General features: G+C 65.3%; 21 protein-coding genes and 1 pseudogene. 16 read left to right on the top strand and 6 right to left on the bottom strand.

The window, feature by feature from the left end:
* Positions 1-127 precede the first annotated feature (127 nt).
* A complete protein-coding gene (locus AB0915_RS05995; protein ID WP_366689981.1) occupies positions 128-610 on the bottom strand; it encodes a DUF6542 domain-containing protein in 483 nt (160 codons plus the stop codon).
* A gap of 291 nt (positions 611-901) precedes the next feature.
* Here AB0915_RS05995 and ychF point away from each other — a divergent pair, with 291 nt between their 5' ends.
* The 4 genes from ychF to AB0915_RS06015 all read left to right on the top strand — a co-directional run bounded on the left by ychF (position 902) and on the right by AB0915_RS06015 (position 4,838).
* Positions 902-1,990, top strand: coding sequence for a redox-regulated ATPase YchF (gene ychF / locus AB0915_RS06000; protein ID WP_358861420.1), 1,089 nt, complete (start codon positions 902-904; stop codon positions 1,988-1,990).
* Between the two features lie 398 nt (positions 1,991-2,388).
* Positions 2,389-3,303: a hypothetical protein gene (locus tag AB0915_RS06005; protein ID WP_366689900.1), complete on the top strand. Its 915-nt coding sequence runs from the start codon at positions 2,389-2,391 to the stop codon at positions 3,301-3,303.
* A gap of 46 nt (positions 3,304-3,349) precedes the next feature.
* Positions 3,350-4,117 (top strand): hypothetical protein, encoded by a 768-nt coding sequence (locus AB0915_RS06010; protein ID WP_366689901.1) that lies wholly within the window; start codon positions 3,350-3,352, stop codon positions 4,115-4,117.
* 319 nt (positions 4,118-4,436) lie between these two features.
* Positions 4,437-4,838 carry a hypothetical protein gene (locus tag AB0915_RS06015; protein WP_366689902.1) on the top strand — a complete coding sequence of 134 codons (402 nt, stop codon included), beginning with the start codon at positions 4,437-4,439 and terminating at the stop codon, positions 4,836-4,838.
* Positions 4,839-4,849: 11 nt separating this feature from the next.
* On the opposite strand, the gene AB0915_RS06020 is transcribed toward AB0915_RS06015, so the two are convergent.
* Together AB0915_RS06020 and AB0915_RS06025 are read right to left on the bottom strand one after the other, a co-directional pair.
* A complete protein-coding gene (locus tag AB0915_RS06020; protein ID WP_366689903.1) occupies positions 4,850-8,116 on the bottom strand; it encodes a type ISP restriction/modification enzyme in 3,267 nt (1,088 codons plus the stop codon).
* 1,158 nt (positions 8,117-9,274) lie between these two features.
* Positions 9,275-9,460: a hypothetical protein gene (locus AB0915_RS06025; RefSeq protein ID WP_366689904.1), complete on the bottom strand. Its 186-nt coding sequence runs from the start codon at positions 9,458-9,460 to the stop codon at positions 9,275-9,277.
* A 798-nt stretch (positions 9,461-10,258) separates the two neighbouring features.
* On the opposite strand from AB0915_RS06025, the gene AB0915_RS06030 reads away from it, so the two are divergent.
* The 6 genes from AB0915_RS06030 to AB0915_RS06055 all read left to right on the top strand — a co-directional run bounded on the left by AB0915_RS06030 (position 10,259) and on the right by AB0915_RS06055 (position 15,540).
* Positions 10,259-10,597 carry a hypothetical protein gene (locus AB0915_RS06030; RefSeq protein WP_366689905.1) on the top strand — a complete coding sequence of 113 codons (339 nt, stop codon included), beginning with the start codon at positions 10,259-10,261 and terminating at the stop codon, positions 10,595-10,597.
* 1,589 nt (positions 10,598-12,186) lie between these two features.
* Positions 12,187-12,375, top strand: a complete 189-nt coding sequence (locus tag AB0915_RS06035; protein ID WP_366689906.1) for a helix-turn-helix transcriptional regulator — start codon at positions 12,187-12,189, stop codon at positions 12,373-12,375.
* 87 nt (positions 12,376-12,462) lie between these two features.
* The gene (locus tag AB0915_RS06040) at positions 12,463-13,260 is read left to right on the top strand and encodes a hypothetical protein (protein WP_366689907.1); all 798 of its coding nucleotides are present in this window, start codon (positions 12,463-12,465) and stop codon (positions 13,258-13,260) included.
* Positions 13,261-13,504: 244 nt separating this feature from the next.
* The gene (locus AB0915_RS06045; RefSeq protein ID WP_366689982.1) at positions 13,505-14,032 is read left to right on the top strand and encodes an NUMOD4 domain-containing protein; all 528 of its coding nucleotides are present in this window, start codon (positions 13,505-13,507) and stop codon (positions 14,030-14,032) included.
* 43 nt (positions 14,033-14,075) lie between these two features.
* Complete coding sequence (locus tag AB0915_RS06050) at positions 14,076-14,234, top strand: helix-turn-helix domain-containing protein (RefSeq protein ID WP_366689983.1); 159 nt, start codon at positions 14,076-14,078, stop codon at positions 14,232-14,234.
* A 97-nt stretch (positions 14,235-14,331) separates the two neighbouring features.
* Complete coding sequence (locus AB0915_RS06055; RefSeq protein WP_366689908.1) at positions 14,332-15,540, top strand: tyrosine-type recombinase/integrase; 1,209 nt, start codon at positions 14,332-14,334, stop codon at positions 15,538-15,540.
* 229 nt (positions 15,541-15,769) lie between these two features.
* Here AB0915_RS06055 and AB0915_RS06060 read toward each other — a convergent pair whose 3' ends face one another.
* Together AB0915_RS06060 and AB0915_RS06065 are read right to left on the bottom strand one after the other, a co-directional pair.
* Positions 15,770-16,162: a DNA-binding protein gene (locus AB0915_RS06060; RefSeq protein ID WP_366689909.1), complete on the bottom strand. Its 393-nt coding sequence runs from the start codon at positions 16,160-16,162 to the stop codon at positions 15,770-15,772.
* Complete coding sequence (locus AB0915_RS06065; RefSeq protein WP_366689910.1) at positions 16,162-16,413, bottom strand: hypothetical protein; 252 nt, start codon at positions 16,411-16,413, stop codon at positions 16,162-16,164. Before AB0915_RS06065 ends, AB0915_RS06060 begins: the two co-directional genes overlap by 1 nt.
* Positions 16,414-16,553: 140 nt before the next feature.
* On the opposite strand from AB0915_RS06065, the pseudogene AB0915_RS06070 reads away from it, so the two are divergent.
* Together AB0915_RS06070 and AB0915_RS06075 are read left to right on the top strand one after the other, a co-directional pair.
* Positions 16,554-16,781, top strand: a pseudogene (locus AB0915_RS06070) (ATP-dependent helicase); the annotation flags it as partial.
* A 180-nt stretch (positions 16,782-16,961) separates the two neighbouring features.
* Positions 16,962-17,666, top strand: coding sequence for a Crp/Fnr family transcriptional regulator (locus AB0915_RS06075; protein ID WP_366689911.1), 705 nt, complete (start codon positions 16,962-16,964; stop codon positions 17,664-17,666).
* On the opposite strand, the gene AB0915_RS06080 is transcribed toward AB0915_RS06075, so the two are convergent.
* Positions 17,646-18,200, bottom strand: coding sequence for a Pycsar system effector family protein (locus AB0915_RS06080; RefSeq protein WP_366689912.1), 555 nt, complete (start codon positions 18,198-18,200; stop codon positions 17,646-17,648). The genes AB0915_RS06075 and AB0915_RS06080 overlap by 21 nt on opposite strands.
* 241 nt (positions 18,201-18,441) lie before the next feature.
* Here AB0915_RS06080 and AB0915_RS06085 point away from each other — a divergent pair, with 241 nt between their 5' ends.
* From AB0915_RS06085 to AB0915_RS06100, 4 genes are all read left to right on the top strand, one after another.
* Positions 18,442-19,260: a hypothetical protein gene (locus AB0915_RS06085; RefSeq protein ID WP_366689913.1), complete on the top strand. Its 819-nt coding sequence runs from the start codon at positions 18,442-18,444 to the stop codon at positions 19,258-19,260.
* Between the two features lie 88 nt (positions 19,261-19,348).
* Positions 19,349-21,562, top strand: a complete 2,214-nt coding sequence (locus tag AB0915_RS06090) for a hypothetical protein (RefSeq protein WP_366689914.1) — start codon at positions 19,349-19,351, stop codon at positions 21,560-21,562.
* The gene (locus AB0915_RS06095) at positions 21,559-23,313 is read left to right on the top strand and encodes a hypothetical protein (RefSeq protein WP_366689915.1); all 1,755 of its coding nucleotides are present in this window, start codon (positions 21,559-21,561) and stop codon (positions 23,311-23,313) included. The genes AB0915_RS06090 and AB0915_RS06095 overlap by 4 nt, the downstream gene beginning before the upstream one ends.
* Positions 23,303-24,652, top strand: a complete 1,350-nt coding sequence (locus AB0915_RS06100) for a DUF4407 domain-containing protein (protein WP_366689916.1) — start codon at positions 23,303-23,305, stop codon at positions 24,650-24,652. The genes AB0915_RS06095 and AB0915_RS06100 overlap by 11 nt, the downstream gene beginning before the upstream one ends.
* The last annotated feature ends 163 nt before the right edge of the window (positions 24,653-24,815 follow it).

Here is a 24,815-nt window from a genome sequence, read left to right on the forward strand (position 1 = left end):
GCTCGTCGCACGGCACCGCAGGACAGGTGGCTCCGCCACATGACCTGCGACGCCGCACGCCGATCGCACGCACCGACCACCGCTGCGCCCGCGCTGCGCGCGGACGACGGGGAACTCAGAACAGGCCCTAGCCCTTCGGACGACGGGTCCGCGCCGCCCGTGCGGCCAGCAGCATCCGCCGCCGGCGCTGCCGCATCAGCCGGACCTTGCGCACGGTGGCGATGAGCCCCGCGACGAGCGTGCCGCCGTACAGCCAGCCGGCATGGACGGCGAGCGCGGTGACGACCGCCATCGTCTGCCCGCCGAAGCCGCCCGTGCCGCCGGAGATCGGAATCACACCGACGGCGAACGCGATCGGCACGCTGATCGGTGCGGTCACCAGATCCGCCGGCCGCACCCACAGTGCGGTCAGCGCGCTGACCGGCAGGAACAGAACCCCGTACACCACCGGCGAACCATCGAACAGCAGCCAGTCGAGGCACGCCAGCGAGAACATGGCGGCGGCGGCGAACAATCCGGCACCGATGCCGGTGAGCCGAGGACTGGGCAGCCGACGCAGCGCGAGCACGGCGGGCGGCACCGGGCGTGCCCGCGGGCCTGGCGAGCCCACAGCCCGATAGACGGTGTCGGCCTCGTCGAGGGTGCCCTGCGGGAACTGCTGCGACGACTGCCGGTGCCGAGGGGGACGTGTTCTGGGCTGCTCCACCGGGACAACGTAGGTCGCGGAGCGGGAGGACGGACGCGTTGGACACGCCCTTTGGGTGACCTTGGCGATGAGTTCGATGCCACATGGCCGAACGGGAACCGGATCGCCCCCGCGCCAGACCTGTGATTACCCGCTTGCCCCCGCCCGTAAACTGGAGAATCGGCCCATCCATCCTTACTGCAGGAAGTCGCCAACGTGTCGCTCACGATCGGAATCGTCGGTCTGCCGAATGTCGGCAAGTCGACCCTGTTCAACGCCCTGACCAAGAACGACGTGCTGGCGGCCAACTACCCGTTCGCCACGATCGAGCCGAACGTCGGCGTGGTCGGCGTCCCCGACGCGCGTCTGAACAAGCTCGCGGAGATCTTCAACTCCCAGAAGCTGCTCCCGGCCACCGTCGACTTCGTGGACATCGCCGGCATCGTGCGCGGCGCGAGCGAGGGCGAGGGCCTCGGCAACAAGTTCCTCGCGAACATCCGCGAGTCCGACGCGATCTGCCAGGTCATCCGTGCCTTCAAGGACGAGAACGTCGTCCACGTCGACGGCAAGGTCTCGCCCAAGGACGACATCGAGACGATCAACACCGAGCTGATCCTCGCCGACCTCCAGTCCATCGAGAAGGCCGTCCCGCGTCTCACCAAGGAGTCCCGCCTCCAGAAGGAGAAGGTCGCGGTCCTCGCCACGGTCGAGGAGGCCCAGAAGATCCTGGAGTCCGGCCAGACCCTCTTCGCCGCGGGTATCACCGCAGGCACCGAGAAGGGCAAGCTCCTCCACGAGCTGCACCTCCTCACCACCAAGCCCTTCCTCTACGTCTTCAACGTCGACGAGGACGAGCTGGTCGACGAGGACTTCAAGAACGAACAGCGCACCCTGGTCGCCCCCGCCGAGGCGATCTTCCTCAACGCCAAGATCGAGTCCGAGCTCATCGAACTCGACGACGACGAGGCCCTCGAACTCCTCCAGTCCATGGGTCAGGAAGAGCCCGGCCTGGCCACCCTCGGCCGCGTCGGCTTCGACACCCTGGGCCTCCAGACCTACCTCACGGCAGGTCCGAAGGAAGCCCGCGCCTGGACGATCAAGAAGGGTGCCACGGCCCCCGAGGCGGCCGGTGTCATCCACACCGACTTCCAGAAGGGCTTCATCAAGGCGGAGATCATCTCCTTCGAGGACCTGGTCGAGACGGGCTCGGTCGCCGAGGCCCGCGCGAAGGGCAAGGCCCGCATGGAGGGCAAGGAGTACGTGATGCAGGACGGCGACGTGGTGGAGTTCCGCTTCAACGTGTAGGGCGATTTCCCTTGATCACTAAGAGGGCTGGTCAAGGCGCATAACCCCAGGTCAGAGGCCAGGTCTTCGGATCTGGCCTCTGCTCGTTCATCCCCGTTGAAACCCGTTGTTACGCGTTCCCGTAGTGACTTAGTGGTGACTCTTCGACGGAGCCCGGATAGCTCTGACCAGGGGTTTCTTCCGAAGGCGGTGCAGGCGTCGATGCGGTGTCCTCCGCGGCACCGACGCATCTTCGAGACTTCCGAGAATTATTACTGAGGGTGACAGTATTGGACGTTTGTCATAACGTCCTGTAAGTTTCCGGCTCGCAAACGAAAAACCCCCAGGGGGGCAACCCTGGGGGCACGCGCCCGGGGGCAACCGGGCGCTGACACACAACTGAAGGGTCAGCTTCAGCTATGCGCGTCCATCGTACGCGGCAGACTTCTGCCTATGTGCAAGTCTCCAACGCCATCGCTCGGCATGGCTCCCTGAGCCTTGAAGCGGTCGGCCTCCTCGTTCGTCTCCTCTCCCTCCCCGATGGTTCGGGCGCAACGGTCGAGAGGATCACTGATCTCGTTCCCAACGGCCGGCGTGCAGTCGCCAAGGCCATGAACGAGCTGATCGAGGCCAGCTATGTCTCCCGAACCAAGCTCCAGGACCCCGAGACCGGCAAGTGGGTCACCATCACGACCGTTACGGACACTCCGGAAGCTGCGGTCTCTCCGACTGACCACATGTCGGCGGTCGGTGAGTCGAAGGCCCGTACGTCGGCGGCTATCCCTAACGGGATAAAGAAAGAGAGCAAGAAAGACACCACCCCACCCCAGGAACCTGAGACTCAGGAAGTCGCTGAACGGCCGTCTGAGGACTCCGAGAAGGGTGGGGAGGGAGAAGCCTCCGAAGCCACTTTCCTGCACAAGATCGGCCGCGAGATGGCCCGTGAGGCCCGCCGAATCCTGGAGCGGCTGAGCCTTCACAAGAGCCTGCCCCTCTCAGACCAGGAGATAGCCCGCCTGACCCCGCGGGTGGTGCCATGGCTGCGTGAGGCGTACACCAGTGACGAAATCCTTCAGTGCCTCACTGCTGCCCTTCCTGAGCAGATCGACTCCGCTCCTGGCCTGATCTCTCACCGGCTGAAGCACTTCACTCCGGAACGCATGCCCAGTGCTGCGGTTCCGGCGCCCCGTCCTGTTGCCCCCGTGCGGGTCGAGTGCGGCGGGTGTCAACGGCCCATCAAGAACGGCGCCCCGGGCGACGTTTGCTCTGACTGCCGGGCCGAGATGACCCGTGCCGCCGATTTCCTCGGCGTTGAGCTTCAGCCCTCCCTCTGAGCTGAGAACCCACCCCCTTCATCTTCCCTCGGCTGAGAGGACACCCATGCCTACAACCGTCATGCCCTGGTATGTCAAGGCGATTCTGAGAGTCGCGCTGCCCGCGGCCTGCCTCGCGGCCCTGTACCTGTCCATTCCCGGTGAAATCTCCCTCGCTTCCACTGCGGGATGGTCAGCCAAGTACGCCCCTGCCATGCCGGTCTGCCTGAGCGTCTACGCGCTCTCGGCCGGCGCTATCGCCACGTACCGAAGGAAGATGAGACTCCCCGGACAGGCGACGGCCCTTGTAGGGGCTCTGGCTGCCCTGGTCTTGGCCATGAGCGCGCAGTCCATCTCTCACCTGATCGAGCAGACCTACATGGGGGGCTCTGCTCTCCTCACCGTGGCTGTCTCCTGTATCCCGCCTCTGGTGATCGGTCACCTGATCCACATGGCCGAGACTCCCTCGCAGGCCCGCTCAGCGTCGGAGGAGATAGGCGACCTGAGAGAGGTGAACTCTCACCTGCTCACGACCTTGATCGAGCATGAGGGGAAGGCTCTCATCTCCCGTACCGTCGCCCTCCTGGGTGTGGCCAAGCGCCTTGAATTGGAGGCCGGCGAGGCTGCCGAGGAAGCCGCGGCGACCGTCGACCGCATCGAGGCGGACATGACCCCGAAGAAGCGGGGCGGGGCCAGGGTGACCGTCCAGGACATCGAGGAAGCCCGCGAGAGGCTGGCCAGGGATAGCGGAGAGAAGCCGACCGTGGCCCGTGTCTGTGAGTTCCTGGGGATCTCTCCGGCCACCTACTACCGGCACCATCCCCGGACTGCCTGAGGCCCCCTCACAGGCCCGTGTACAGCCGTGTTTAGAGACAACGCGCATAGTCGCCAGAGTGCATAGACGGCCGTGCATAGGCCTCGTACCGTCGTACTCGACGGCCCAACCGGGGCAACGATTCTGGGGGTTTCGCATGGCACGCGAGAAACTGACTCGCCTCACCGGAAACGGGGAGTGCGGATGGACGGCCATAGGGAACGGCCGCCGATGATCAGTTGTGGCTGTATAGACCCCCATCGGTCGAACAAAGTAGCGAGATAGTCGACACGGAGCTCCGCTCAAGGCGGGACACCATATGACGTGCTAGGCATGGTGCATGGCTGTGCCACAGGTTGCTCTTACCGAGTCACAACATCGGCTGCTGGCCGAGCTGGTACTCGGCCCTCTTCCCATCTCCGCCAATGAGGAAGCTGCCGTAGCCCGTGGGCTTGCTCCGGATCAGATGCAGGCCGACATGCCGACCTTGCAGTGGATGGGATTGATCAAGGAATCAAGCCAGGCGATCGTGGCAACCGCCCAAGGATCGGCTGTGTTCCATCGCGCTGAGCAGGAGAAAGCCGAGGGCCGGTTGGCCGACGTGGCGGCGTTTGCCGACGCTGTCGAATCGGATCAAGGAGCCGAGATCGACCCGTGCCGTATTGCACCCGCCTTGCGTCGCCTAGCGCAGGGCACCTATTCCCTTGAAGAAGCCATCAGGCATGCTAGTTCGAATGCTTGACCTCGACCAACTCAACTGTCCAGGAAGAGGGCCTCTTCCTGGGCGCCGTTGCGCCGTGGATTTCGGGTGGCCTTCTGAACGGGAAGGATCCCCTCATTCCGTAGATTCTCTTCCGTAATGACAGGGTTAGCCAACACTTCGGCCAGCAGCTCTCTCTGAGCAGGGAGCAGGTTCACCAGACGCCGGAGCATGGAGAGCAACTTGATGAGTTCCTCCGTCCACTCACCAGGCCAGACATCAACGTGGCACTTATCCAGAGGGCTTGTCTTCTTGTTGTTGGGGGAATCCTTGCGGTACCCGAACCAATGGCGCAGGACCAGCATTCCTCCCACGTCGAAATTCCACACTTCCTGGGGAACCGGTCCGAACGAGCTTTCGCCCACATGCAATGTCTCGGTTGCGGCCTCGTACCACATCTTCTCCGGCAGCTTCGCGCCGATGTGAGTTAGGTACCGGACCTGACGAGGATCACCAACTGGGAACTCGACCTCCCCAACTGGCCAGGGGGCTTCCGGGGACGTCAAGTATTCGCCGTAGGTCATGACCCATAGGGCCTCAGAGCCGATAGTAACGGCCTTCTGCCAAATTTGCCGATCTCGCGTCAGCGGAAGTCGAACACCGGCAGTCAGGAGCTCCTCGGAGAAATGTTCAGTGAACAGAGTGTGCCCGGCTACACCAATCGTGTATGCGGCCATATCCTGGACGGTGACGGCATCTAGGCCAAGCACGGACGCCATGTAAGTGAGCAGGCCCTTTGGAACATTGGCGGTTCCGTCGGGGTGGAGCAAGGGCATGTTGCGGCCACCACGCCCATTGAAATGATCGGTGTCAGGTATCAGAGTCGTTGCCATGACAGCCGGCCCCGACTCGATCACATGCGTTGATTGCTGATTAAGGAAGAGTTGATTCTCCCGGAGGGCGGCCCACAGGTCGGGTCGCGGGAAGTCGATGACGCGGTTGTCTGCGATAAGCCACTGTCGATCGAAGCTCCGCCTAGCTATGCGCGCCATATCTGGCGAGGTGGAATTTTCCTCTCCGATCGGAAGGGCATGCGTTCGCCGCCCCGGCAACGAAGCCCTCTTCCGCTCGAGATCACGGTCTCGCGTCTTCTTGAATAGTTCTGCCTTCTCCGCTGGGTCACTTTCCCCGATCAAACGGGCCCATCGGTGCCGAAGAGTGTCGGCGGAGGGCGAGCTCACCCAGGAGCGATTCGACGTTACACCCAGACTCCCCCAGGGGAAGAGATCCCCCAGCTCAGGGAAGTCGTCCCATCCTGACTGAGTGGCTGGAGTGAACGGCCGAATGTCAGCATCGTGCGTGTCACGCCAGCCCTCGTCGTCTAGACGTATCTCCTTGAGTTGCCGAAACTTTTCCTGCTGTTTTCCGGAAACAGACCGGTAATGAATACGAGCGGGCCGTTCTGGATCTGTGTCTTTGCGCCGAACGAAGATGCAGATGGCCAACGGTTGGGCGACTTTGGGGAAGACTCTGGTGCCAACGTCGGGGCGCTGCCCCTCTGGAGTGAGATTGATGACCCAGCCCTCATCGCAGGTACGCCGCAGGTAGTCGCGCATGCCTCGGCCGCCTGGGCCAGTGGCGAACCCAGACGGGGTGATGAAGCAGATCACGCCATGCTGGTCGGCCTCATGGGCGTCGAACACTTTCCAGGTTGCCCAGCGCCAGAAGTACACGTACATGTTCTTCAGGAAGTGCTCGTACCGGCCGTTGCCTGGGTAGCGAAATCCGTCCAGCAGGGGCCGCTCCTTACCTCTGGGACGCTTCTCCACCCACCCGCCACGGTCTTCTGCCTTATGGTCGTACGGCGGGTTCCCGATCACTACGGTGACCGGGATCTTGCCTTTCACCTCGTTCGCACGTTTCCGTGAGGTTGACAACACCCCGTACGTCGAGAGCAGTTCCTGCTCCTCGACAAACGGGTTATCCAGAGTGTCGGTCACGAAGAGGTTGAGCCCGCCCTTGGGCAAGGTGGCGTCGTGGCGCTTCAGGAGGTCCGAAGCGCGCATCTCGGCGACAGCGAAGGGGCCCATCTGCAATTCGAAACCATACAGTCGCCGGGCGAGCCGGTTTATAGCGTCCTTGGCCATGGCAGGACCGCTCCGGTCCGCAGCCTGCGACGCGACTCTCTCGATGATCGTGTGGAGGAAGGTCCCAGTACCCATAGCGGGGTCGACTATGCGTACGTCATCCTCGGCGTAGCCCTGTGTCTTCGCCAGCCGCGTGCGCAGCACGTCGTCGGTGAGACGCACCATCTCCTCGACCACCTCACGGGGGGTGTAGTACGAGCCGCTCTTCTGGCGCAGGTTGGCGTCGTACACGGTGAGGAAGTTCTCATACAGGTGGAGGTAGGCGTCACGGTTGCCCTGCCGAATGGTCCGCCAGTCCACACAGCTGATAGTGCGGAGCAGCAGGTTGAGGGTTACTTCGAACCGCTGATTGACGTTGTCCGTGAGCAGTTGCAAGGCCTTACCCATGAGTGCGTGGCCCGCGTCCAATTTGCGGCCGACCTCGTGGAGGCTCACCTTCGTGAGGTCGATGTCCTCGGTACGGGCCAGGAGGAGGGCGAAGGTGACCGTCTGAGCGTATCCGTCGGCGAAGGTAGCGTCGTTCGCCGTGGGAAACAGGAGCTTCCGCCAGTCGCTCTTGAGTCCCGAGAACGGCCGCAGGTCATCGATGCCGTCTTTCGCTGGAGATTTGGCCTCGGCAGCAAGTTGCTCAAGAACGGCGCCGCGGAGCAGCCGACACAGAGGGGCGACATGTTGAACCAGCCGAGATACCTGGCGGATCGGGGGCGGAGCCCAGAGTAGGAACGCCTGCAGCAGCGCGTCGAGAGCCGAAGGATCTTGGGGTACGAGCTTGTCGCCAGCAACCTTCAGAGATCCCGTGAACCAGACCGTCTCACCGAGCTGGGTACCGTTGCGGAAGAGACGCCACTCGGTCCCGTTGGTGTACAGGAGGTTCGGCAGGTCTCGGAGTCGCTCCCACTGCGCCTTGTTACGGCCCGTGAACGATTCTGGATCGACGCTGAGACCCGGCTTCTTGATCTCAATGTAGCCGGAGACGAGACCGTCGATCTGGATCGCGTAGTCCGGGCGAACACCCAGTTCGGGGATCGACACTTCGTCATGCCAGGTGAATTCATCGAGGGAGTGATGGGTGCCCACAGCCGCGAGGAGGGCTTCCAGGGGGCTGCGTATCGCTGCTTCCGTTCCACCACCGCCAGCGAGCTTCGTCTTGCAGGACTTGCCGAACGCTGACACTGCCTCAAGTAGCCAGCTGTACACGCCGTTAGGCACGTTTCCCCCACAACGTCTAGGCTGCTGATCTTAGTCTTGTTGTATCAGCCAAGCTGATGGATCGTCACCCTCCTCGGGCAATGTAGATCTCCAAAGATCGTGTGTGGGCCCTCCCATACCGGCCGAAGGCGTGCGAGGGCCCTGCCGGGCACTCGATCCTCGCCGTGACCGCGTCGCTGGTCTGCGGCGCGGGCCCCGCGCGGACCGTTGGTGGACTGGGACCATGCGGCCGGCCCGTTGCAAGCCTCTGGACACCAGGTATCTGCGAGACGCACAGGCCCTCCGAAGCCGTGTGCGCGTGGCTTGGGTGAATGAAGGAGCATCGGGATGTGTTAAAGCCTCGCTACCCTGGCCCCCAGGGAGCACGTCATGGCTGGCTGTCTGCGACGGCAGTCGCGGTGACAAGGCAACGCCGCGGGGAAACCGCAGACCAGTGATGAAGGGGGAATGACCATGCCGGGCTGGGTGCTTGCTTGGGATGGGAAGCCAGAGAACTTTCGTCCGGAAAGGGACGGTGTCCGCGGGCGCGAGTTCCGTTGGTCGATGGCCCAACACTTCCGAGGCGATAAGGCGCCGAAACCGGGGGAGCCGTTCCTGCTGTGGAAGGCGGACTACCAGGCGCGCCGACAGGTGGTGGTCGTGCGGGGGGAAGTCATCTCTACCAAGCCCTTTGAGGAGAAGGGGCAATGGTGGATGGGAGTCGTGACTCAAAACAACGATGAGGCCATTGTGAGTCGAGACGACTTGCGGAGTGATCCCGTGCTCACGAACGAGGGGACCTTCGTCGAGTGCGGGTTGTTCAACAGCCAGGGCAGCAATCGTTACAGGGGCCCGTACCGGCTCACGGACGAAGAGTGGCCGTGCCTGCTGCGATACTTGCCCTCTCCTGGCGTTTGATCGCCTAACAGTTCGTTGTCAAACGTCCCCTGACCGTCCTAATCCGCAACAGCGCCGTCGCCTGCTGGCAGCGCGGCCCTTCCGTTGCTCCTCTCGTGGCTGGCTCCTGCCCCCTACACAGTTCTCGACCACGTGAGGCCGGCGGCCCAGGAGTACTGGGCCGCCCTGTAGGCACAGGTTCTGACGCCCTCAATGGCTTTCTTGCCGTCTCCTTGTTCCCCGCACCTAGCGGTGATATTCCTCTACCAGCCGATTGATTTCTCTCGCGGCTTCGCGGGCATCAAAGGAATCATCCGGGGAATCTGCCCGTTCTGCGTAGGCCAACAGAGCGTCAGTGATCAGTGTCTGTGACCTCAATATCAGGCCGCCGAGGTTAATCAACGTCGCAGGCTTCGTCGGAAAGTCGTCCATCTCGCTCCTCGCAATAGCGCCATGGCGTGAACGTCGAATCACACTGCGCTGGACTGTACCCAGAAGCCTCCAGGAAAAGCAAGTGCGGTAGCCAAATATTTCCTTCAGGCCCCTGCGGGGGGAAATAATTAATTCCTCCCGCCCCGGAGGGGGCCCACTCCCGAACGTCAGCGCGTTCCCATCGCAGCGTAGCCTGCGTAAACACGAACACGGCACCTTAGCGGCAGAGAAAGGAATTAACTATTCTGGCTATTAATTCCTTCAGTTGCCACATGCGGCAGTGGGGGTAATATCTTGTTTCAATAAAACACGACCCACCGGGGGTATCTTCCTTCGATCGTGTACGGGTTTCAAATTATTCGGGAGTCCATCATTTCCTGCGGAAATGCCCTGGCCGGCAGTCGATCCTGGGCGCCCAGGGCCCCGGAAGTGCCCTGACCTGCGGTTTTGCTGGGGTTGTGTTCCCTTGGATGTGCCCTGGCCCTACCTTGAAGAGTGAAGGAAATAAACCGCCCCTGCCTTGGTGGAGCGGAAGTCATGAAGCCGGTGAAGCGTGAGCGTTCGCACAGGCACACGACGGCGACGAAACCCAGATCGCCGCATGACAAACCTGTTCGACGAACTGTCGCTCTACCGCCCGCTCCTGCGCGATCTCGCCTCCGACGATGAACCTATAGCCGACCTGATCCGACGACCACTACTCTTGACGCGTGGATCTGACGTCATTACAACCGGCTCTACTGACCAGTAATCGTTTCGATCCGCAACAAACCAACTCTGGACCGGAAAGGTATCGCCATGACCAAGCAGGACGCCTCGGAGGACGGCGAGACCACCTCCGTCGCCGAGGCCGTGAAGAGCCTGTTCAAGAAGAACAAAAAGGTCATCATCGGCGCCGTGGCCATCGTCGCGACCGGCCTGTTCATCAAGTTCAGAAGCATGGGAGAGCCCAACAAACGTGATGGCGACGAAGGATGGAGCAAGGAAGGAGCGGATTGGTTCAACAACCTGCCTTGGGAGGATGCTTTGTACCTCTTGACCCGACAGGAGGACGACGTCCGAGACGAAGAAGATGAACAGAGGCTAGGAAGGATAAGAGAAAGTTACGAGAAGGCAACGGGCTATAAATGGGAATGAACATGGTCAACTGCGTCTCGTGTGGATCGTCCGAACGCATGCGTGATGAGGCGATACTCTTTATTGTTCGCAGTGCATGGTGATCAGGGGTGGTCGCAGCCGTCTTTCCACCGGCCCCCATCGGCAAGATCGCGATCTATGGCTGGAGTAATAAGTAGTAACTAGAACATCTCACCAAGGAAACGAAAGAGAATATGGGTCCCCTACCCCCGTACTATTGTTTGGAGGTAGGAGACCCACACTCTTCGTTCCCTAGTGAGTATCTGACTCTCACCTGAGGTGTCCGCAGAGTCTCCGTTTAGGCATCGTGGCTACTTGCCTTGGTCTTGAGAGTGGGCCTGGACTCTCGTCCACGTCAGAGGGGCACCGACCGAGTGCCCATGACTCCAGAGAGAACGTCTCTCCACCCTTATTAAAAAACGGACGCCAGACCTCTGGCCAGCCTTACAGATCCATGACGAACGGTTCCATCGGTGCCAGTTCGTTCCTGTAGCACGTGGGCACGTCCCGGTGCGTCCGTACCGTGTTCCAGGGCTCGACTCCTCCAATGACGTCCAGGACCCGCTCTGAGGTCCGGCCCACGTCGCAACCCGAGAGCACCCCTGCACGGTGCTCAGACAGCCACCTCCGGGCCTCTCGCTCTTCCTCCGGGGTGAGGTACTGGATCTCCGCGGAGAGGGGTTCCGGTCGGCTTTGATCGAAGCCCCAGCCTCCGGCCGGAAGGTCCTGAACGCCAGTCAGCCACCAAGGCCGCTTGAGTGAGTCGGCCCGCTCTGCCAGCTCCTCAACTGTCAGGTCCTTGGCTTCCGTCGGCACCGGAATGTGCCAACGAAAAGATTCCTCCCCGTCCCTGGCCCTTGCCCTTGACCGGGCTCGGTTCTGGTTCTGCCTCTTCTTGGTGCACTCCGGGTGATCCGGATTGGTCGCAGGGTTCCGGCCCCTCACCCCCTTGGGTCGGTAGAACGTGAACGGCTCGCCGCACCAACAGATCAACTCAACTTCCTTGACGGCCTGAATGGTCCCCTCCCAGAGATATGAAAAAGCCCCCAAGTTGAGACCTGGGGGCCTACGACGTATGTGCGTTGAGCTATTGCACGGCATGCCTCGGGGCACCACAGGGCAAAGAGTGAACGGCCTTACGGTCCCTGCCGGTTCAGGGAACCGGGAAACGTCCTCTTGCGGCCTTCGTGGTAGGGCCCTGGTGGCTTGCTGTGTTTCAGCTCTGCTTCCAAGGTAGATCGCTCAGCCGCACGATGTCTATAGCCGCTATATGCCCTTCTGGGTGTCTATGGAGGGCTGTTGGCACTGGGAGACCAGGAAGGCTCTCCTGGGATCGCAGAAGGCCGTGCAGAACTTCTTGTACCTCCGCGGAGCTTCTGTCCTCCGATCCTCTGTGACCTCCGTCTCAATCTCCAGTGGTGGTGTCCCAGAACAAGGACTTTGACTCCGACATCCTTAGTGAGAGAGGGAGAAAATACCTCTCTTGTTGAGTCGTCATTCTCAGTCAGAGTTGCCCCCTTCCGAGGGGCCTTTATCTTTTTGAACTTAGACACACACCGCTCCCACCAACACGGAGGAAGAAGATGCAGGTGCAGTACGACGCCGTTCGCTTCAAGGAGGTCCGGAACGCTCAGGGATGGTCTCGTGTTCGGCTGTCCAAGGAGTGTGGAGTAAGCGTCCGCTCGATCGAGAGCTACGAGCAGGAGACCAGGATTCCCCCGGCTGCCAATGTCGAACTCATGGCCAAGGCTCTTGGCCTCGCCGAGGAGACCTACTGATGCTGACTCTGATTGAGGACGACTCAGAACGGCAGAACGTCGCCAAGACCATTGACTCGATGATTGACACTGACAAGGAGCACCGCCATGCCTAAGCCTTATAGCGCTAACTTTGAGACCGAGCCCCCGGCCGATCTCCCTCTCAGCCCTAAGGTCAAGAACCTCAGGAAGGCGTATCAGGACGCCCAGGAGTCTCACGAGAAGTACGTTCAGGAGAATTCTCGATACCGCACCATGGACGTAAGAGAGATGTGGGCCCCCAAGCCCGTGCATAGCTCTATCGCCCTGGAAGAGGCTGAGAGGGAACTTAAGGAAGCCGAGATTGCCGCCGTAGGGGCTGGCAAGCCGCTCCCTGATAAGGAGAAGTTCCTGGCCCCGGCCAAGGCCAAGATGGATGAATACATTCGGATGGTGGAGGCTCTGAAGGTTCTGGTCGAGCAGGCTAAGCAGACGTATTCAGACGCCCTGCTCAGTGAACTGAAGACCATGGGGCTCAAGGAGGCCGAGAAGGCAGCCAAGGCACGTGACGAGTGGGAGAAGGCTTATAGGGCCGTCATGGATGCCAGGGCGACTCTGGAGCTTCACGCCAGCCTCTTCACCTGGTGTGTCTCTGCCGGGAGCATGGATGCCTATCCGCGGCAGGGTCATAGCCAGGGCGAGAACCTGGAGTATTGGGAGCTGACCGAGGACGGTCGACTGAAGTTCGATGCAGCCGTGGCGCTCGAATACTACGACTTCATGGTGAAGGTTGAAGGTCTCATCGAGCCGGACCCGGACCCTATTGCCCCGGCAGCTTCTGAATGGGCTGAGGATCGCATCCCGGCACAGCACTACAGCAAGCCGGTGGGGCATGAGTACGCCAGTCACGTTGGAGAGATCTACTGAGGATCTCCACTGGTCTCGCGGGTACTCGATACTGCCCCGATCACTGGCTAGAGCTGTACGGGCGTCCCCTTCGCGTGGATGTACGGCCTGAAACAAAGTCTTGCCAGGCCTGCGGGGAAGAACTGCCAATCAGTTCCTTCCGTCGAAACATCGTCCAGCCTGATGGCTTTTCCGTCCGATGCTATCCGTGCTCTCAGGCCTGGCATCGGCGCCGTGCCGTTGAACGAGAGATGGGGGTCCGGTGATGGAAGAGGAGTGGAAGGAGATTCCTGGCTTTGATGGCTGGTACGACGTTTCAAACATGGGTCGTGTCCGGTCCTGGAAAGTTCGCGGCCGAACTCACCGCGCCACAGAGCCGGCGATCCTTCGGGACCAGGCGCACAAGAACGGAATGCGCTGCGTCGCACTGCGGAAAGACGGCAAGTATGTGCGGCACCTCGTACACCGCCTGGTGATGCTGACCTTTGTGGGCGAGCCCCCCGAGGGTGAGGCACTTGTGATCCATCTGAACAAGAACAATGACGATAACCGGCTGACGAATCTGGAGTATGTGTCTCCTGAGGTTGTTTCTGCTTTCTATCTGGAGGGGTATGCCCGCGGCGAGGAGCATCCAAATTCCAAGCTGACTGAGGGCATCGTTCGGTTCTGTCGAAGTGTCTACTCACCCGGTGATCCTCAGGTAGGTGCCTCTGCTCTGGCCGAAGGCTTCGGAGTGACACCGGCCGCGATGCATAACGCGGTGACTGGCAAAGCATGGCAACACGTCGAGTAAGGGAGAGGGAGAAGCTATGTCCGCTGGTGGATCGAACCGTCTTATGTCTCCGGAAGAGCTGGCAGAGTACCTTGCCATATCTAAGCGCTCTCTCCTGGGCTGCTATCGGGAATGGGGTATTCCGGTGCATCGTGTCGGCCGGCACCTGAGGTTTCGCGTCCGGGACGTTGAGTATTGGCTAGAGCAGCACAGAATCAAGTGACAAAACGGGTTGTGCGGGCTGAGGTTCCTGGTGTAGTAATTTCGACTGTTCCGAAGGAATCTTCCTTCGTTGTTCCTTGGGAGAGGAGAAGGCCGCGGTGGCGAGCATCTTCCAGAAGTGCAAGACCGACCGGCAGAGCAAGGATTTTCCGTGCGAGAAGACACGGTGCGGTCACTCCTGGACGGTTTCATATCGAGAGCCGGGCGGTAGGCAGGGCAGAAAGCGTGAGCGCTCTTTCAAGCTGAAGCGTGAGGCTGAGGGTTTCGCCGCCAAGGTCGAGAGCGAGAAGAACCAGGGCATCTACGTGGACCCGGACCGAGGGAAGGTTTCTCTCCGTGTCTGGGCTGAGGAGTGGCTTTCTCTTCACATCGTTCATGAATCGACGCGCCGGAACTATCAGGGGTTTATCACCAACCACCTGGTCCCGAACCTGTGCCGGAAGACAATAGCCGGCCTCACGGCCGCCGACGTGAAGGGGCTCCAGGCCGAGATGGTGAAAGGCGGCCTGGCTGCCGCCACGGTTAACGACCGCATGAACGTCCTTCGCTCCATGATGTCGGCGGCCGTGAAGGAACGGCGCATAGCGTTCAACCCCTGCGATGATGTGCCGCCCCTCAAGACCGCTACAGCCGCGGTGGACCAGGACGAGATCCCGACCCTGGCTGAGGTGAACGCTCTCTCAGAGGCCATCTCGCCTCAGTACCGGCTCACCATTTGGTTGATGGCCGGTGCCGGCCTCCGGATCAGTGAGGCCCTGGGCTTCTCCAAGGACTGTCGTAGGGACGGCTTCCTGCGGCTCCGTCGTCAGGTCAGTGCGAAGGCCAACCGCGGGGACTGTGTGACCCGTCTCGTCCCACTGAAGCACCGAACGGCCGAGGAGTACCGGGACGTACCCACGGCTCCCTTCCTCGAAGAGGAGATTGATGCTCACCTGGAGCGGTGGGGGACGATTGAGGTAGACGGCCTGGAAGTGCTGTTCTCGCCCCGTGAGCGGGGGAAGGGCACGATGCCAACGGCGTCGACCTACGGCTACCACTTCAAGAAGGCGTGCAAGGCGGCCGGCCTGGTGGATGGGCAGGGTGAGGCACGGTTCACCCCGCATTCACTGAGACACTTCTTCGCCTCAACGGCTCTGGCAAACGGCGTCAGCCTCCTGGAGGTCTCCCGGTGGCTCGGGCACAAGTCGATCAACGTCACGGCGAACACGTACGGTCACATCGTCCCCGAGGCTTGGGGCCGATGCCGGGACGTAATCCAGAGTGCGCTTCGCCCCACTTCGCCGGTTTCCCTGGCTGAGGCCGCCTGAGCGGCGGTTCGCCGAACGGTGGTGATTCGGTGGTGACTTGGCAGCCTGAGAGGGGGCAGAACCCTTGGGATCACTGGGCAGCATGGCCCTCGTTGGGAGTTCCGCTTCAACGTCTGATCGCCGCCACAGAGGGTGCCTGACCTGCGAAGACGTGGGTCAGGCCCGCTGGTTTTCCGCAGCAGTCCGCAGAACTCGAAGGGGGCGGGCCCCTCGGTGTTCGGTCGGCGTTTCAGACCTTGACGACCTCTACGGAAGGGCCACACAGGAGCGTCAGGTCCTCGGGGTCGGAGGGGAGGACGGTGACCGGCTGGGGTGCGGTGCGGGCGATGGCAGCGAAGGCGGCGTCGATGGCGTACTTGTGGCCGTGGAGATGCTGGGCGCGCAGGAGGGTCGCAGCCTGGTCGGTGATCTCCTTGGTGACGTCGTGAACATCGACGCGGGAGAGGACCCACTTGATGCGGGCGGGGTGGATGCGCTCATAGTCCGCCTCGAGGGTGGTCATGGCGCTTGTGGCCACGCGGACGCCCTCTTCTGATGCCGCTTGGACCAGGGCCACGACGGCACGGTCCTTGCGGTAGAGCTTCGAGAGGCCTTCGCTGTCGAGCAGCAGGGTGCCGGGCATCAGGCGGCGGCCCCGCCGACCTGTCGGTGGTCATGGCGCAGCAGCGCGCGGGCGGCCTCGACCTCCTCGCGGGTGAGCTCGTCATTGTCGGTCTCGAAGTCGGCGACGATCTCCCGGAGCTTGTCCATGGCGACCCGCTGCTCGAGGGCTTCGGCAACGTAGCCGGAGAAACCGCCGGGTCCGACGTGGGCGCGTACGGCCTCGGCGAGGTCCTCGGGCAGGCTGATCGAGTACTTCCTGCTACTGCTCATGGTGTTGATCCTACCGCTGGTCGTAAATCTCCGAGGGGTACTTGCGCACCACCGCGATGGACACCACGTCGGCGACCTGCTTGAGAGTTGTGTACCAAAGGAGCTGAGGGGGAGGGCGGCTGTACGAGGCGGCGCAGGCGGTGGTCGGTGACCACGGGCGGGCCGTCGAGGCGGTTTGGGCGGCTCTGAAGCCGATCCATGACACGGCGGCGGAACAGGCTCTGGACGCCATCCCCGTGGCCCGCCTGAAGGAGGTCACTGAAGGCCGGCTGAGGCTCGGGGAAGTAGAGAGAAGCGGGCTGCGGTCGGTCCGGCAGGTACTCGACGCCGGGTCCTACCGGTTGCGGCAGATTCCCGGTGTGGGGCAGGGGAAGCGGCGCCTCGATTCTGTCGAGTGAGGTCGAGAGGCACCCCGTTCCGCGCGGGTGGGCGCATTCGTGGGGGGAGGGCCTAGCCTGGGCGGGCGTGGGATGTGGGTGTCGAGAGGTGGAGGGGTGGGCGTGGGGCCGGGTGGGGAGTGGGGGTGGCCGGGTCGGAGTCTGCTCGGGGTGTTGTCCGCTCCCGCGCGGGCAGAATTTCTGGGGCTGGGGTCGGAGTTGACGCTCGGGTCCGGGGGTGTGCTGCTCACCGAGGGCGCTACGGATCGGCATCTGTACGTGATTCTCAGTGGGTTCGCCAAGGTCACCGCGACCGTGGAGAACGGGCAGGAGTCGCTGCTCGCCGTCCGGGTCGGGGGTGACAGTGTGGGGGAGATGGCCGCGCTCGACGGCGCGCCGCGGTCGGCCGGGGTGGTGGCCTGTGGGCCGTTGCGGGCGCGGGTGATCGGGCCCGGGGCCCTGCACGGGCTCATGGTGCGGCGGCCCGAGGTGGCGATGGCGCTGACCCGGATCGTGGCCGACCGGCTGCGCTGGGCCAACCGGCGGCGGCTCGAGTTCCGGGGCTATCCGGTCAAGGTGCGCCTCGCCCGGCTTCTGGTGGAGCTCGCCGTGGCGTACGGGCGGCCGGAGTCGGGTGGTGGTCATGTGATCGGCTTCCAGCTCACCCAGCCCGAACTCGCCGCGCTCACCGGCGCCGCAGAGACCACCGTGCACAAGGGGTTGCGCGAGCTACGGGACGAGGGACTGCTCGGCACCAGATACCGGACGACCACCGTGCACGACCTCGCCCGGCTCGCCCGGGTGGCCGAACTCGCCGAGCCCGTGGTGCCGCCCGCCCCGCGCCGACCCCGGGGGTCAGCTGAGGAGCGGCCGTAGCAGCAGACAGAGCCCGGCGGTGGTTCCCATCACCGCGGTGCACACCACGGCGGCCGTCACACAGCGGTACTTCCGCAGGGCCACGTCGGAGAGGAAGCGGATCATCGCGCGCAGCTGCCGCTCGTCCTCGTCGGACGGCGTGGGTACGGGAGTGGTGAGCAGCGACGGGTCCGAGGCGGCGGCCAGCCGGACGAAGCTGTAGTCGTTGGGGCCGGTGGGCCGCCAGACGCGCGGCCGGAGCGCCAGCGCGAGCGAGGCCGCGCCGCCGAAGAGGCCGCAGGCGAAGAGGACCAGCAGCCCCCCCGCCATCCAGCCGAGCGGGCCGCCGCGCCGCCAGCCGTCGAGCGCCGCCTCGCTCCACGCGCCCGCCGTCCCCACGAGCGCCGCCTGCACGGCGGAGAGGATGCCGGCCTTGGCGTCGGCGTGCTGGTGCGTCGTCTGCAGGACGGGCAGCATCGTGTGCGAGGCGGGGACGAGCGCACCCTCGGAGGGGGAGGGCGCCGCCGTGGGTGCGGTGGGCGGGGCGGATGTCACGGAACCTCCAACGCGGCTCGGATGGACTTTCATTGAGCCGCCGACGCGCTGGGCGGACCAGGCACTTCTACGGGATTGGGCGACTGCGCGAGATCCCGTACTTCCACGGGGTGCGGGTGCCCGGTTCCGGTGTACGACTGGCAGGGCGACCGGTGCTCCACGGGGGTGGGCAACGGTCCGGGAGCAGCGTGCCGCATTGCCTTGCACCTCGTAACTCTCCTGATTCGCAAGTGAGTTGGAGGTGCGGCATGCTGTCCTTCCCGATGTGACGGACGAGGAGGACGAGATGTCCGTAGGTGCGATGGGCGTGTTCGACAGACGGCTTCTGCTCGCCGTCGACGCGCGAGGATACGGCAGCGCGGACACCGCGCGACAGCGCGAGATTCAGACAGTGTTGCCCCGGCTTCTCTCCGAGGCGGCCGAGGCGGCCGGGCTCGACCGCGCCTCCTGGGTACGGCAGGCCGCCGGGGACTCCGAGTTCGCCGTGCTCCCGGCCGGTTCCGACGAGCAGGCGCTCGTCGAGCCGTTTATGCGCCGACTGGACGCCGGGCTGCGCGCCCACAACCGCGACCGGGTGCCCGGCGCGCGGCTCGCGCTGCGCGCCGCCGTGCACTTCGGTCCGGCCTCCGAGGCCCCCAACGGCTTCGTGGGCCCCGGGCCCGTCGAGGTCTCCCGCATCCTGGAGAGCGACCCCCTGCACCGGGCCCTCGCCGAGGCCCCGGACGCCGCGCTCGCCGTCGCGCTGACCGCGCCGGTCTTCACGGAGCTCGTCGCCCAGGGGTACACCAACTTCCGGCCGGAGGAGTTCCGCGAGGTCGTCGTCGAGAAGAAGGAGTACCGGGGCCGGGCATGGCTGTGGGTGCCGGGGTACGACGTCCACGCTCTGGGCCTCGGCGATGTCGACTCCGGTTCCGGCGCGGACTCCGGCTCCGGTTCCGCTGCGGGCTCCGGTGAGCCCGCAGCGCTCGCCGGGCCCGCTGCGAGCGGAGGCGACTCCGCCACCAACAACCTGTACGGAACCGTCATCAACGGGAACGTCGTCTTCGGCATCTCCAAGTGAGCGGAGCGGACGGGGAGACGAGGGTGCACACGTGAGGTCCACGGATTGGCCGACGGAGAGTCACGGAAGCGGTGGGGAAGGAGACGGTGTGTCCGGTGAGCCCCGGCAGTTGACCGACGAGGCGAACGGCACCGCCGATTCCCGCCCCGCCCCCGAGTCGCCCGCGACCCCGTCCACGTCCACGCCCCCGTCCCCGTCCTCCTCCGGAGCGAACTCCGGAGCCGATTCCTCCGATGGCGACTACCGCGTCTACAACAACTTCTACGGCCCTCAGTACCACGGTCGCGCCCACTTCGGCATCGCCACCGCCGCCGAGCGGTCCGGGCGGGCCCGCGCCACTGGTCTCCTTGAAGGCGACGAGATTGACGCGCTGCTGCGCTCCTACATCCGCCCCGACTGCTTCGACGACGCGGCCCGCGAGCTGTCCCGTACCGGCGTCGTCGTCCTGACCGGCCCCCAGGGCACGGGCAAGCGCTCCGGCGCGGTCGCCCTGCTCCGGGAGACCGTCGGACCCTCCGCCGACTACGTGGTGCTCTCGCCCGACATCGGCCTCGACCAGCTCGCGGAGCGCACCTTCGACGCGGGCGTCGGCTATGTCGTCCTCGACCGCACCGGGACCACCGGAGGCGCCGCCGGTCCGTCCTCGGACTTCGACTGGCGCCGGGTGCGCGACCAGCTGCGCCGCCACCGCGCCCATCTGGTGATCACCACCGTGCACGGGGTGGCCGGGCGCCCCCCGGAGGCCGTACGTCATCTGCCGTGGCGGCCCCCGGTCCTGGGCAAGGTGGTACGGGCCCGGCTGGTCCAGGCCCGTACCGCGCAGGAGACCGTCGACCGGGCCGTGGCCGGCATCCCGCCCCGCTGCCCCATCGCGGTCGTAGCCGATGCGGCGCAGCGGATCGCGGCGGGCGCCGACCCCGACCAGGCGTGGAAGGAGCACAGCGGCAGCGCGCCGCAGGCGGTCCAGGAGTGGTTCGGCCTCGAGGAGGAGCGGAGCCTGCGCGAGATTGCCGAGGTCACCACCCTCGCCTTCGCTCCAGGCATCGGACGGCGCGCTTTCGAATCGCTCCAGGATCTCCTCGAGCGGCTCCTCGAACCCGTCTATTTCACGCCGGAGGCCGCGCCGGCCTCTGCCGACGGCGCAGCCCCTGACACCACGGGGCAGGCCGCCACCCCCGACGGCCAGGACCCGCAGCAGCGCCGCCGCGCCCGCCCGGTGGACCGGCGCCGCTCACTCGCCCGCAACGCCCTGATCACCACCGAGGTGCAGACCTTTGGCGCGACCACCCGTGAGGTCATGGTCTTCGCCGACACCGAGCTGCGCCGCTGGGTGCTGCAGGCGCTGTGGCGTGATCACCCCACCGAGTACTGGGACGCGGTCCGCCACTGGCTGGGGGCGGTCGTCGACGCCGACCCCGACCCCGTCCTCCAGCTCTCCATCGCCTCCGGACTCACGCTGCTCGGGCACATCGCCTTCGACGAGGTCGTGCAGAGCTACCTCGACCCGTGGGCGCGCGGGGAGAGCGGCGAGATCGGGAAGACCCTCGCGGTGTACGTGCTGTGGTACATGTGCCTGGAGGAGACTCAGGCGGCCGCCGCACTCACGCTGGCCCGCACGTGGGCGCAGTCCGCCCACCCCACCCTGCGAAGCACCGCGCTCTTCGCCTTCAGCGGCCAGCTCGGCGTCACCTTCCCCACCGACGCGGTGAAGTGGATCTGGGCGGTGCTCCGCAGCGGCGTGCTCGACAAGCGGGAGGAACGCGAACTCGGGCTGCAGGCGTGGGCGCAGCTGTTCCTGACGCTCGTCGACTGCCAGGAGGACGCCAGCATCGTGCTCGACGCTCTGGCGCACCGGATCAGGAAGGAACAGCGCATCCGGTCCGCCGCCTACTCGGTGACCGGCCTGCTCGTCCTCGAAACCACCCTCTGGGTCTTCACCGCCACCGAGCGGCTCTCGGGCCGCCCCGCCGTCGCACGATACGTCGCCGACCGGCCCAAGGAGGCCGACGTCGTCGCCGAGCTGTGGGCGGCGATCCTCTGCTACCGGCCGCTGCGCCGGAACGCCCTGTCCGCTCTGCTCGTCACGGCCCGTGGCCTGCCCGCCGTGACCTCCGACCCCACCGCGGCGGCCGCGCGACTCGGTCACGCCCTCGCCGCCGCGCTTCCGCAGGTCGAACACTCCTTGCTGGCAAGCGAGTTGGGCCGACTCGCGGTTTCCCGTCCCGCTCGCGCCGCGGGTCCCGACTGCGTCGCGATCCTGCTCGGCGCCCTGAACCGTGTGAAGGACAGCCACCCACGATGACCACGATCCGCAGGACCTATCCCCTGGTCGAGGAGCGCGTGCTCGCCCCCGCGCCCCGCACCGGTCGCCGCTTCTGGAACCAGCCGACCCGCTCTCACGACGAGCTGCCCCGCGTCGCCGCCCACCAGGTGCTCGTCTACCGCACCGGCGACCAATACCTCACCGACCACGGCGTCCGCGGGCCCAAGGACGAGGCCGTCCTGAACGCCGGCTCGGTCACGGTCGTCGACTGCCGTACTGCCGTGCCCGTCACCGTCGGCACCGACGTACCGTCCGCCGAGACCGACGGCTTCACCGTCCAGGTCGCCTTCCACTGCACGGTCACCGACCCCGTGGCCGTGGTCCGCGAGGGTGTCACCGACGTGGAGTCCCGGCTGCTCGGCTACCTCCGGGCGCTGCCCGGACTCACCGACGTCACCCAGGAATGGCCGCTCGAAGCGGGCAAGGAGGTGTCCCGGCGGCTGACCGCCCGCCTGATCTCGTACCTGGAGATGGAACCGCCGCGGATCGCCGGACTCTCCGTCGGCGACCCGTACCTGACGGTGCTCACCCCGGAGGAGTTCGCCGCCCAGCAGCGCCGTGCCGACGAGGAGCGGCGCGAACGCGAGCAGGACCGCGTGAAGGAGGCGGTGCGCCGCGAGCGCGAGCTGATGGAGCACGAGCGCGAGAAGGAGCGGGAGCGGATGGACGCCGAGCGCAAGGCGCTCGAGATGCGGCACCAACAGGAACTCGAGGACCTCAGGCGGGCATACACCCACCGGACCGACGCCGAGGACCAGCACTACACCCAGAACCTCAAGCGCAAGGACAACGAGTTCGAGCGCACCGAGGCGCTCAAGGACATCGACGACTTCGGCACCGACCCGGCCAACACCGACATTCTCGCCCAGCGCAGGGGAGAGATCGCGTACTCCGAGCTGGCCGAGCGGCAGCGCGAGACCGACCGGCTGCGGCGCGAGCGGCAGCGCGAGGACGAGGAGCGTCACTGGGAGAACGCCGAACGGCGGCGCCACGCCGAACGGGAGGACCTCCGCTACAGCCTGGAGCGCGAGGACCGGCACCGGGAGGTCGACCGCCAGGATCAGCGCGCCGCGCTCGACGCCGCCCGGGAGGAGCAGCGCGAGCAGCGAGCCGCGGACCGCGACGACCGGCTGCGGCGGCGCGCGGAGCAGCGCGAGGACGTGCTGGCCGACCGGGCCGAGCGGCGTCACCGGGCCGACCGGCGCGACAACATCAACCAGGAGCTGGGCCGCCAGATGATCAACCGTGGCCTCCTCGACAACGCGCCGCTCGACGCTCGTGCCTTCGTCGAGCGCCTCAGCTCCGGGCAGGGTCTCCTCGACCAGGACCCGCCCGCCGCCGCGCAGGTGGCCGGCACCGCCGACACCCCGCAGTTGGAGGAGGGCGACGGCGCGTCGTCCCCGGACCGCTCGAACGAGCGCCGCCGGTCATACGACGAGGAGGCGTCGTATGAGGAGGCGTCGTACGAGAAGGGGGAGTACGGACGGGAGTACGCCCCGCGCGACGGCCGGCGTGACGATCCGTACGGGGGTGACCGCTACGGCGATGGGTACGACCGCACCGACCGGCCCGCTCGCGACGGCGACACCGACCGGGACCGCGACCGGGATCGCCACCGCGACCGCGACTGGGACCGCGACGGCGACATCGACGCCGCCCGCCCCACGCGCCGCCCCCTGATAGCCGACGACGACCTCGGTGAAGCGGGGAGGGAGGAGCGTGGCCGCTGACACCCCCGTACGCCCGCCCGAGGAGAGTTACGACGCGTGGGCCGCCGAGACCGGGCCCGCCCACCGTCCCCGGGGCGGCCGCGGCACCGCCGCGCTCTTCCGCCGTCTGATCGGCATCCGCGAGGAGATCCTCGACCGCGAGAGCGCCGAGCGCGCCCGCTACACATGGTACGGCGCCATCGTCCTCAACACCGCGCTGCTCGGCGGGGCCTCCATGGCCATGGCGATCAGCACGATCCGCGAGGGCACGCCGGTCGCGGTGGCGGTCGTCGTCGGCGTGGTGTGGGCGTGGATTGTGCTGGCCCTGGACAGCTGGCTGGTCTCCAGCACCCACGGCTACACCGGCGGACGGGCGGTCCGCATGCTGGTGCCCCGGCTGTTCCTCTCCGTGGTGCTCGGGCTCACCATCGCCGAGCCGCTGCTGTTCCAGATCTTCGATCGGGAGATACGCCAGGAGATGGCGGTCACCAGGGAGCGCGACCTCGCCGACTTCCGGGGCAGTCTCACCGCCTGCAACCCCCTCGACGGCAAGGACACGACGAGCCGCGCGGAGTGCGGCGACTTCCATCTGACGGTGAAGGGCGCGCCGGCCTCGATCAAGGAAGACATCGCCGACAACACCGCCGCCGTCGCCCGCCTCGACCAGCAGATCAAGAGCTACAACGACACCCTTGACAAGAAACTGGCCACCGAGCGCCGCGAGTGCGCCAAGGACCGGTGGATCTGGCGCGGCAACGGCTGGGACACCACCGAGACCTGCGAGCGCGCCCGCGCCGACACCAGCGCATACAAGCAGACGAGCAAGGTCGCCGAGTACGAGGTGAAGCGCGCTGAACTCGTCGCCAAGGGCAACGTCCTGTCCGAGCAGCTGATCAACACCGGCACCGCCTACCGCACGGACGTCAAGAAGGCGATCGACGCCAAGGTCGCCGAGCGGGAGAAGTCGCAGCAGCACGACGGACTGCTGCTGCGCGCCGACGCCCTGTCCACGGTGGCCTGGTCCGACGGTTTCGCGCTCTTCATGATGTTCCTGCTGCACGCCGTGCTGCTCCTGGTTGACGCCATGCCGGTGCTCGCCAAGCTGATGAGCGGCCCGTCCGAGTACGACCGCAGGCTCGGCGAGCGGCGCGAGGCCAACAAGCGCATCCACCTGGAGGACCAGGACGTGCAGCGCCAGGTCGCCGCCATCGACCACGAGGTCCGGCGGTACGCGGCCGAGGTATGGGCCGAGGAGGACAAGGCCCGGCTGGGGCACGCCCGCTACAAGGCGCGCGCCGAACACGCACGTATGGTCCGCGAGGAGCTCGACTCCCGTACCGCCCGGCTCCTGGGCGAGTGACGCCCGACGGTGACCGGTTTCACCGACCGCCCCGGTGGTGGGAGGAACGGGTCACCGTCGCATCCCCGGCCTCCCACTCCGACCGCCTAGCCTGGCGCGCTTTCCGGCCACCTTCCCGCTCCACGGCGTGTGCGCCGTGCGCCGTGCCCCGCGCATCCTCGGC

The organism is Streptomyces sp. NPDC048411, from assembly GCF_040704695.1.
In the GTDB taxonomy this organism is placed as follows: Bacteria; Actinomycetota; Actinomycetes; order Streptomycetales; family Streptomycetaceae; genus Streptomyces.